This window comes from Mesorhizobium sp. LNHC232B00, assembly GCF_000502435.1.
In the GTDB taxonomy this organism is placed as follows: Bacteria; Pseudomonadota; Alphaproteobacteria; order Rhizobiales; family Rhizobiaceae; genus Mesorhizobium; species Mesorhizobium opportunistum.
The window spans coordinates 66,708-76,752 of sequence record NZ_AYWP01000030.1 but is presented as its reverse complement, the minus strand read 5'-3'; the positions used below and the strand labels follow the sequence as shown (position 1 = coordinate 76,752).

Genomic DNA, 10,045 nt, shown 5'->3' with positions numbered 1-10,045 from the left:
AAAACCCTTTCGGGCCAAAAGTGTTACCCATGTCTCCGGTATAAACCGTAACCTATGTGTCCGGAACGGACCCGATTTTCACCGACCTCGATATGCGGTTCGCACCCTGGATCACACCGAAGCGGTTGCACGACCACGGCATGCTGATGGTTTGGCCGGGCAGTCGCGTGCCACCGCAGCTGCACGCATGGCTGGACAACATTCAGGTCAAGACCGTCCTTTTCAACTGGTCGCAAGAGGCGCCGCCGGTGGCGATCAGTTTTGCCGCCATCCCGCCCGGCGCGCGCCTGCCGGTTGCTGTCGACGGCCCGACTGGACAACCGCACAGCTGAAGTCCACGATCCCGTTCCGCGTCGTGCTATTTCTTCGGTGCATGGCCGCACGCACTGCCGGCGCCGCGTTCGGGCGACTGGACGAAGTCGCCGACAATGCCCATTTATGGGAAATCCAATTTGTTGTCGTGCAATTCAAGACGGAACCGCGGTCCGTTTTTCCGTGAATTGCTTTTTGAGGAGAGGTGACATGGCGACTTCGACCGAACGCGCAGTGCTTGCCGGCGGCTGTTTCTGGGGCATGCAGGATCTGATACGGCGCTATCCCGGCGTCATCTCGACTCGTGTCGGCTACTCGGGCGGCGATGTGCCAAACGCCACCTATCGCAATCATGGCACGCACGCCGAGGCGATCGAGATCAATTTCGATCCGGCCGTGATTAGCTATCGGACGCTGCTGGAGCGTTTTTTCCAGATCCACGATCCGACGACACGCAACCGACAGGGCAACGATGTCGGGATGAGTTACCGTTCGGCGATCTACTATACCAGCGACGAGCAAAAGAACGTCGCACAAGACACCATCGCCGACGTGGATGCCTCTGGGCTGTGGCCCGGCAAGGTCGTCACCGAAGTCGCGCCGGCTGGTGCCTTCTGGGAGGCCGAGCCGGAGCATCAGGATTATCTGGAGAAATATCCCAACGGCTACACCTGCCATTTCGTCAGGCCAGGCTGGAAGCTGCCGGTTCGAGAAAAAGCGGTGCCATAGATTCAGCCATACGACAGGATTTCAGAAGCCGCGGAGCGAGCGCTCCGCGGCTTCTTCTCATTGCAAATCCTACTTGCCGCAATGGTTGTCGTTAACCGTCGGCGCTGTGGTGCCCGGCGACGTGCCATTGGCATCGGACTGCGCGCCCTGTGGATGGGCAGGGCAATTCCGATCCGCGTTGGAATTCATATCATCCAGCGTGCCAGTCGTGCTGTTGGTCACCGACGGGTCGACCGTGTTCGGCGAAGCTGGCGTATTAGGATCGACCGTGACCGACCTGCCGCTACCGGCTCCGTCGGTGCCGCTTGTGCCATTGCTCTGCGCCATGGCCGATGTCGCCAAGCCGATGGTGAGCGTCGAAGCTGCGAGGATTCTCATGAACATGGTTTGTCTCCATTTTCTGTGAACTCGTCGCGTAGCGACTGGTAGGACAACCGCTCGGTCTGGTGAAGGTTCCCGATAAATTCTCGCGCCGGCGGAGCCAACCGCTCCCGCTCTGGCGCAATGCTTTTGGCGCAGTTCGCTGAAAAAAACGGCTTCCCCAATCGGTCGAATGGTGCTTTAACGCGCCCATCCACAGGGGTGCTCCGTACGGTCGGGGCTGAGACGGGGGCGGCAAGCCCACAGACCCTAGAAGCTGATCTGGGTAATACCAGCGGAGCGAGGCGGGCTATGTTTTCAGGCGCACAGATTTCCCTATATCCCATGGCCGACGATTTCGTCGGCGTCATTTTGGGCGCGCTCGGTGCGCTCGATCCCTATCGTGACCGGCTCAGGATCGAGACCGACGACATCTCGACCTTGCTGGTCGGGCCGCCCGAAGTGCTGTTCCCGGCTCTGCGCGACCTGTTCGTGGAGGCCGCGCGCAGCGGCAAGCATTGCGTTTTGTCAGCCGCCATTTCGCGTGGCTGCCCAGGCGAGCCGGACGATCCGATCTGCCGCTCCGAGGCCTTCGGCGGGCCTGTCGGGCCGCTCGGCCCGCGCAAGGAAGCCGCCATCGCAGCCGTGCATGGCGCGGTCGCCACCGGCCAGCCGGCGGCGGCGCAATTCTCGCTTTATGTGATGGGTACCGGCGACCACATGGACGAGATCTATGGTTGCATCGATTTCTTGAAACAGTCCGGCGTCTACGATCGCTCCAAGAATTTCTGCACCAAACTGCGCGGCGATACGGGCGCGATCTTTTCGGCGCTCAACGAAGCTTTCTGCCGCTTCGGGCCGGGTGCCGGCCATGTAACCCTCGACGTCACGGTTTCCGCCAACAGCCCCACCGCTGTCTGAACCGCTCGCGCCGATGCGCGACCGTCAAGGTTGTCCTCTCGTGGTCTCATCGTCATTCAACCGGCCGCGTCACCTCGCGGGCATCCTCGCCAAGGCAGTGCCGGCCATAATGTCGGTCGGGCTGCTGCTCGTGGCCTGGGAACTCTACGCTACCTATTCCGGCATTAAGCCGACGACGCTGCCGGCGCCCTCACGTGTCTTTGAGCAGGCGATGCTCAATCGTGACGCGCTGGTCGACAACGCAGTTCCCACTATCCGCGCCACGCTCATCGGTTTCGTCTTTTCACTCAGCGCCGCTTTCGCGCTGTCGATGCTGGTCGACTTCTTCCAGCCGCTGCGGCGCGCGCTTTTTCCCGTCTTCATCGTCAGCCAGACCTTGCCGCTGGTTGCGATCGCGCCGCTGGTGGTGCTGTGGTTCGGCTTCGGGCTGGCGCCCAAGATCATGCTGGTGGCGCTGGTTACCTTCTTCCCGATGCTGGTGGCGCTGGTCGAGGGCTACGAGGCAACCGAGCCCGAGATCGGCCAGATGCTACGCGCCATGGGGGCAGGGCGCTGGCGCGTCTTCGTGCTGGCGCGGCTGCCTTCGGCGCTGCCATATTTCTTCGCTGGCCTGCGGATCTCCATCACCTATGCCGTCGTAGGCGCCATTTTCGCCGAATATGCGGGTGCCGCCAAAGGGCTGGGCATCTACATGCTCAACGCCAAGAACAATTTTCGCCCCGACCTGGTGCTGGCCGCCGTCGGCGTCAGCGCCGCGCTTACTCTCATCCTGTTCGGATTGACGGTGCTGCTGCAGCGCTTTGCCATGCCCTGGGAACGGGCCGCGGGCAAGCAAGCCGCGGCAAAGGCGGCGCGAAGATGAGCCGGCTTAATTTGCGACATGTGCGCAAGGCGTTTGGCGGGCTCGACGTGCTTGCCGACATTTCGCTCAACGTCGGTGCCGGCGAATTCGTCTCGATCCTCGGGCCTTCGGGCGCCGGCAAGTCGACGCTGTTCCAGCTTCTGACCGGCGCCGAACATGGCGAAGGCGAGATGTTGTTCGACGGCGCGCCGCTCGACGATCATGGCCGGCATTTTGCCTTCATGCCACAGCGCGATGCGTTGATGCCGTGGCGGCGCATCCTCGACAACGCGACACTCGGGCTCGAAGTGCAAGGCATCAAGCGCAAGGCAGCACGGGCGCGGGTCGCGCCGCTGTTCGCCGAATTCGGACTTGCCGGCTTCGAGCGGCATTTTCCGGCGCAGCTTTCGGGCGGCATGCGCCAGCGCGCGGCGCTGTTGCGCACCGTTGTGCAGGAGCGCGACATGCTTTTGCTCGACGAGCCTTTCGGCGCGCTCGACGCACTGACCCGCGCCGCCATGCAGCGCTGGCTCGAGCAGATGTGGCGGCACCATCGCTGGACGGCACTGCTCATCACCCACGATGTGCGCGAAGCCGTATACCTGTCCGACCGCATCTATGTGCTGTCGGCGCGCCCGGCCCGTGTGCTGCGCGAGATCAGGGTGCCGTTGCCGCGTCCGCGCGACCCGACCGGTGCCGCCGCGCGCCAGGCCATCGCACTCGAGGCCGAGATCCTCGACATTTTGCTTAACCCTCAACCCTCCAAAGGACATCAACATGACTGATCTGACGCGCCGGCAGGCCTTGCTGCTTACCCTCGCCAGCGGCCTTCCGCTAATCGCCGGACCGGGCCGCTCTTTCGCGGCGATGCAGAAAATCACCGTCGCTTTGGACTGGACGGTCAACACCAACCACATCGGGCTGTTCGTCGCCCGCGACAAAGGGTTTTATTCGGGCGCTGGCCTCGAGGTCGACATTCTGCCCTACAGCGATACCGGCGCCGGCACGCTGGTCGCCAACCGTGTCGCCGATTTCGGCATCAACGGCACCATCAGCCTGTTCACCCAGAAGACCGCCGGAGCTGACTTGAAAGCCGTCTACGCCGTGGTGCAATCCGAAACCGGCCGGCTGGTGTTCAATGCCGCGCGCAGCGACATCAAGAGCCCGAAGGACCTTGATGGCCTGACCTATGGCGGTTTCGGCAGCGCCTGGGAAAACGCGCTGATCTCGACCATCATCCGCCACGATGGCGGCAAGGGCAATTTCGAAACGGTGACGCTCGGCACCTCCGCCTACGAAGCCCTTGCCAACGGCACCGTCGACTTCACGCTGGAGGTTTTGACCTGGGAGGGCGTCGAGGCCGAACTCAAAGGCGTCCATCAGCGCAGCTTCGTCTATGCCGACTATGGCGTGCCCGACGAGCACACGACGCTGATCTCGTCGAGCGAGGCGTATCTGTCGGCGAACCCTAAGCTTGCGGAGGCCTTCATCGAGGCGACGCAGCGTGGCTACCGGTTCGCCGTCGAGCATCCCGATGAAGCGGCCGCGCTGCTCATCGCCGCCAACAAGGATGCGCTGATCAATCCGGCGCTGATCGAGGCCTCGCTGAAGGTGCTGATCGACGGGCACTATCTGCGCGCGGAAAACGGCGCCATCGGCACGATGGATCCGGCCAAGATGGATGCGATCGGCGACTATCTTTTCACTGCGGGCATTCTGCGCGACGCCGATGGCAAGGTTCTGACGCAACGCCCTGATTTCACGAAGTATTTCAGCAATTCAACTCTGGGCTAGGGGAGGCCAATCCGGCTCTCGGAACTGATGGGTCCTCATCAATCGCGCGGATGCGCAGACCTTGGCTAATTCCGGGCGATCTCATAGAGCAAAGTTGTTTTGACGTGCCGCCCGGGCTCGCCCTGCAGCGAAAGAGCGGATGTATATAGTTTCGCGACTGCCGGGCAGAGACCTTCGAATTCCGGGCTGACATTGGCTATGGCATTCATCTCGGTGGGAGTGCCGCCAGCGTTGATGAAAGCGTCGGCCAGCAGTGACCAGTCCTCATCGCTGGCTGAAGCGGCAGCCAGACCGCTCTTCTTCGCCGCGCCGAAGGCGTGGAACAGGGTGGCTCCGATCTTGTCCATGTCGGTCAGGAAGTCCTGATCCGGCATGCTGAGCGCGTCCGGCCCGTTGCGAAGGTAGTTGTTGCAAGTGATTGCGGTTTCCCGCGCCATGACATGGTTGAGCATGGCCAATTGTGCACGCAGCGCCTCGGCGGCATTGCCGTCTGGGGACGAAGACAGCAGGGATGCATATTTTTGCCTGAGGCTGGCGACCGCCATCCTGCTCGTGTTTCGCACTTGCTCCACGTTTCCAAGTCTGGCCACGGCAGTGATCTTTTCCACGACGGCGTCATAGTCGTCTGGAAACTCCTGCTGGATCGCCATGAATATCTGGCTTCCCTGGCTCTGAATCTGTTCGCTCACCTGAGCTGTGGTCAGGGTCTGCGGATCGGGCGAGCCCGCCACTGTCTGGTAGAGATATTTGCCGCCGGAAAAACCGAGCGCCCAAGGCAATATCTTTACCGCAACGAAAGACAAAGCGGCGACCGCCGTCACGCCCAAGCCTCTCCAACGCGCCATCGCCGACCCTCCCTAAACTGTCTATTTCGCGCCGAGGCTCAACGCTTTATTGCGGTCGGCCTCGGCACGCTTGTGGTTGCCCTTGGCGTCCCACGCCTTGCTGCGCACTTTGTAGGCGGTGGCGAAATCTGGTTTGAGCTTTATCGTCTGGCTCAAATCGGCGATGGCCCCGTCATAATCCGCCTTGCTGATCCGGATCACGCCCCGGCCCAAATAGGCGAAGGGGTTCTTGCGGTCGAGGCCGAGCGCCTTTTCGAAATCGCGCAGCGCTGCGGCGTCCTCATGTCTGCCCATCCATATGAGGCCCCGATCGGCATAGACCTTTGCGTCCCTGGTATTGAGACTGATGGCCTTGTCGTAGTCCGCAAGCGCACCGTCGTAATCTCCCTGGAAACCGAGATTCTGGCCGCGGTCGTAGTAGGTCTCGGCACGATTCGGATTGAACGCGATCGCCTGGCTGTAGTCAGCGACGGCATGAGCGTAGTCCCGCTTGGCCTCCCAGGCCATTGCTCGCGCCAGATAGGCGTCGTGGAACGCCGGAAAGAATGCAATCGCCTTGCCGTACAGGGCTATGGCGCCGTCATAGTCGTTCTTCTCATGCAGCGTCCAGCCCTTGCTGAACGCCTGCGCGGCTGGCGAAGCGCTGCTTGGCTTGGTCGGCGCCTCGCCAACGGCTTTGCCTGGCATTTTTGAGGCGTTCGCTTTCGCCGCCATGGCGATCTGGCGGCCCTTGCGGGCGAGGGCCAGCTTTGGATCGAGCTTCAGCGCCTGGTCGTAGTCGGCAATGGCCTGGTCGTACTCGCCCTTGGTGAACCAGATGCTGCCGCGCCCGAAATAAACCGGAGCATATTGCGGGTCGAGTTCGATCACGCGGCTGTAGTCCGCGACGGCACGATCCAGTTGGTTCTTTTTGCTCCAGGCGACGGCGCGACCGATGTAAGCGTCGACATAAGCGGGATAGAGTTCAATAACCTTGCCGTAGTCCGTGATGGCTGCGTCATATTTGCCTTTCGCGACAAGCGACGTACCGCGGCCGACATAGGCCGAGGCTTTCCTTGGGTCGAGCGCAATCGCCTTGCTATATTCGGCGATGGCGCGATCGAATTTGCCCTTATCGTAGAACGCATCGCCACGATCCATGAAGGCTTGGAGGTTCCTGGGATCGGAACCGACGGTGAGCGGCGCGGCGCCGCCTTTCTTCAAGGCGGCCACGGCCGCCTTGCGGACGACCGCGTAGTCCGGATTGCCCGGATAGAGTCTTATCGCCTGGTCGAAGTCGGCAATCGCGCCGCTGTAATCCTTGCTATCGGCCCGTTCTATGCCGCGCCCGTAGTAGCTGGGGGCATCCTTGGCATCGATCTCGATCGCCGCCGAATAGGCTGTGATCGCTCGCTGGGCATCGCCCTTCACGTGCCATGCCATGCCCATGCAGAAATAGGCATCCACCAGCTTCGGATCGAACGCGGCGGCCCGACCGCAATCGGCGAGGGCACCTTCGGCATCCTCGGTGGTGGCCTTGGCCATGCCTCGGCGAACATAAGCAGAGACCATATTTGGCAGGAGCTCGATCACGCGGTCATAGTCGTCAATCGCCCGATCATAGGCGCGCTTGTCGTTCCAGGCGTTGCCGCGGCCGAAATAGGCGAGGGGGCTGTCGGGGTCGAGCGCGATCGCCTTGCCATACGCGCTGATTGCCTGGTCATACTTGCCGGCATCCGACAGGCTGTCGCCGTGCCGTACCGCGGCCAGAACGCGCGGGTCGGTCGCCTGAATGAGCTTCGCCATCTCAGCGGTCGAAAGCTTGGCCTCGGGCTGGCTATCATTGTCGAGGTCCTGCGGGACCGCAGGTTCGGCGCCGGGTTGCAGCTCGGCTTTCGTCGCCACCGCTGCCCTGCGGCTGGCGAGATAGTCCGCATTGCCTGGATCAAGCTCGATCGCCTTGTCGAAATCGGCAATGGCGCCGTCATAGTCTTTCCTGCCGGCCCTCGCCATGCCGCGCCCGTAATAGCTCGCGTCATCCTTCGGATCGATCTCGAGCGCCGCCGAATAAGCGGCGACCGCGCCGGCAGCGTCGCCCTTCGCTTGCCATGCCATGCCCTTGCAGAAGTATGCGTCGCGCGCCTTTGCATCGAGTGTTGCAGCCCGGCTGCAATCGGCAAGCGCGCCCTCGGCATCGCTTGACGTAACCTTGGCGAGACCCCGGCGAAGATGCGCCGCGGCAAAATTGGGGGCGAGTTCGATGACCTTGTCGTAGTCTGCGATCGCCTGCTTGTAGGCGCGTTTGGCAGCCCAGGCCTTGCCGCGACCGAAATAGGCAAACCGGTCGTTCGGATCGAGCGAGATCACCTGGTTGTAGGCGCCGATCGCCTGATCGTACTTGCCCATGTCCAGGAAGGCATCGCCGCCAAGGACCGCTTCCAGGGTTTGCGGATCGGTCGCCTCCATGGCCCTCGCGGCCAGCGTGTCTTGTGTGGCCGTAATATTCGGAACGACGGCTCGCGGCTTCGGCTGTCGTGCATCCGGCGGTGGAGCCGACTTCCTCTCGTTGCCCGCAACCCGTTCACTGCAGCCTGCCGCCCATTTTGGATCGAGTTCGGCGGCGCGACGGCAATCCTCCGCCGCACCGGCCGTATCGCCCTTCAGTGTCCTGGCGGCGGCCCGGCTGAAATAAGTTTCAGCGCTCTCCGGATCGAGGCTGATCGCCTTGTCGAAATCGAGAAGTGCGCCTTCGACACTATACTTTGCAAGCCGCGTTTCGGCGCGTTCAAGCAAGGCTTTTGCGGCTGCCGGGTTTCTTGTCTCCGTGACAGGCAGCGGAGCTGTTTCGCCAGGTGCGCGTTGGCTGCAAGAGCCTGCGCGCTTCGGCTCGAGTTCGATGGCGCGCCGACAGTCGCTGGCGGCAATCGCGTGGTTTCCTTGCGACGCTTCGGCGAACGCCCGGTCGTAAAAAGCTTCGGCGTTGTAAGGATCCAGCTGGATCGCGAAGCTGAATGACTCTATCGCGCCTGCGACGTCGCCTTGCACCTGCTGCTCCAGCCCCCGTTCGAGGTTCCAGGCAACGAGTTCGGAGTGATCCTCTTTGGGATATAGTTGTAGCGGTTCGTACAGGGGGGATGCGCCAGGGTCGGGCGATTGTGACACAGCCGGCGCCTTCGTGCCGACCGGTCCTGTGTCACAAAGACCTGCCTTCTTCGGATCGAGTTCGATGGCCTTTCGGCAATCGGCGACTGCACCGACCGTGTCGCCGCTACGTGCCCGCGTGAGCGAACGGCCGAAGTAGGCGTCGGCGTCCGTCGGTTTGAGGGCGATCACCTTGTCGAAATCAGCGATGGCGCGGTCGTCGTCGCCGCTGTTGGTCAAGGCGACGGCTCTGTTGTAGTGGCCGTCGATGCTGGTGGAATCGAGCCCAACCGCCCGATCGGCGTCTGCGAAGGCGCGAGCCCAGTCGCCCTTGGCGATCCAGGCGGCACTGCGATTGGTATAGGCGTCCACGCTCTCGGGATCGAAGCCCGTGGCCGCGTCGAAATCGGCGATGGCAAGGTCGTAGTCGCCCCTGGAAGCGCGGGCTATGCCGCGGTTGACATACGCCTGGACATCCCGCGGATCGCTCCGGATCGCCTCGCCATATTCGGTGATCGCCCGGTCATGGTCGCCCTTTTGCTGCCAGACCACGCCAAGATTGTTATGCGCTTTGCCATAGTTCGGATCGGCCGCGATCGCCTGTTCGAAATCGATAATGGCCGCGTCGGTTTTGCCTTTGCGGAAGAAGGCCAGGCCACGGCTGTAGTAGGCATCGCTGGAGTCCGGCTCGAGACTGATGGTGACGTTGAAGTCAGCAATGGCGCGGTCGTTTTCCCCCTTGTTGTACCAGGCAGACCCGCGGTTGAAATAGGCGATAACGCGGTTCCGCGACGGCTCCGTCTTGTCCTCGGCAATCGGCGTGCAGGCGGCAATGAGTTGGTCGGCATCGACCTTGCCTTCGCTGAAGCAGACGGCGTAGTCCTTGCCGGCGGCGAGCGCGGCCGTGTTCAGTGCGAGAAAAGCGGCAAGGCCTGCCGGCCACCCTCGGCGCAAACCTCTCGCCAGCAAGCGCGATCCGATCGCGGCGGCGACCAGCCCCGCAGCCTTCCAGCTCACCATTTCACCGGTCCTCCCCCCGAAAACCTTTGATCGTTTCAATGACAATCGACTCATTGTTCTTTATTTGTTCCAAAAATGCAAGCATAAATTGCATACGGCTGAG

At 62.2% G+C, this 10,045-nt stretch carries 9 protein-coding genes and 1 riboswitch; of the genes, 6 read left to right on the top strand and 3 right to left on the bottom strand.

Annotated features, from left to right (window positions below; translation table 11 throughout):
• Positions 1 to 56: 56 nt before the first annotated feature.
• Both X743_RS143285 and msrA read left to right on the top strand, forming a co-directional pair.
• Positions 57 to 332 carry a hypothetical protein gene (locus X743_RS143285; protein WP_023768329.1) on the top strand — a complete coding sequence of 92 codons (276 nt, stop codon included), beginning with the start codon at positions 57 to 59 and terminating at the stop codon, positions 330 to 332.
• A gap of 190 nt (positions 333 to 522) precedes the next feature.
• Positions 523 to 1,041, top strand: coding sequence for a peptide-methionine (S)-S-oxide reductase MsrA (gene msrA / locus X743_RS143290; RefSeq protein ID WP_023768327.1), 519 nt, complete (start codon positions 523 to 525; stop codon positions 1,039 to 1,041).
• 69 nt (positions 1,042 to 1,110) lie between these two features.
• On the opposite strand, the gene X743_RS143295 is transcribed toward msrA, so the two are convergent.
• Entirely contained in the window at positions 1,111 to 1,425 is a 315-nt protein-coding gene (locus X743_RS143295; RefSeq protein WP_023768326.1) for a hypothetical protein, read from the bottom strand.
• Between the two features lie 184 nt (positions 1,426 to 1,609).
• Positions 1,610 to 1,723: riboswitch (TPP riboswitch) on the top strand.
• On the opposite strand from X743_RS143295, the gene X743_RS143300 reads away from it, so the two are divergent.
• The 4 genes from X743_RS143300 (at position 1,714) to X743_RS143315 (ending at position 4,957) form a co-directional block, all read left to right on the top strand.
• Positions 1,714 to 2,322: a YkoF family thiamine/hydroxymethylpyrimidine-binding protein gene (locus tag X743_RS143300; RefSeq protein ID WP_023779786.1), complete on the top strand. Its 609-nt coding sequence runs from the start codon at positions 1,714 to 1,716 to the stop codon at positions 2,320 to 2,322. (Overlaps the previous riboswitch by 10 nt.)
• 109 nt (positions 2,323 to 2,431) lie before the next feature.
• Positions 2,432 to 3,184: an ABC transporter permease gene (locus X743_RS143305; RefSeq protein WP_023768324.1), complete on the top strand. Its 753-nt coding sequence runs from the start codon at positions 2,432 to 2,434 to the stop codon at positions 3,182 to 3,184.
• Positions 3,181 to 3,948, top strand: coding sequence for an ABC transporter ATP-binding protein (locus X743_RS143310; RefSeq protein WP_031258466.1), 768 nt, complete (start codon positions 3,181 to 3,183; stop codon positions 3,946 to 3,948). The genes X743_RS143305 and X743_RS143310 overlap by 4 nt, the downstream gene beginning before the upstream one ends.
• Positions 3,941 to 4,957, top strand: a complete 1,017-nt coding sequence (locus X743_RS143315; protein ID WP_023768322.1) for an ABC transporter substrate-binding protein — start codon at positions 3,941 to 3,943, stop codon at positions 4,955 to 4,957. Before X743_RS143310 ends, X743_RS143315 begins: the two co-directional genes overlap by 8 nt.
• 65 nt (positions 4,958 to 5,022) lie before the next feature.
• On the opposite strand, the gene X743_RS143320 is transcribed toward X743_RS143315, so the two are convergent.
• Both X743_RS143320 and X743_RS143325 read right to left on the bottom strand, forming a co-directional pair.
• Entirely contained in the window at positions 5,023 to 5,778 is a 756-nt protein-coding gene (locus tag X743_RS143320; protein WP_224685278.1) for a hypothetical protein, read from the bottom strand.
• Between the two features lie 45 nt (positions 5,779 to 5,823).
• Entirely contained in the window at positions 5,824 to 9,942 is a 4,119-nt protein-coding gene (locus tag X743_RS143325) for a tetratricopeptide repeat protein (RefSeq protein WP_023768320.1), read from the bottom strand.
• Positions 9,943 to 10,045 lie beyond the last annotated feature (103 nt).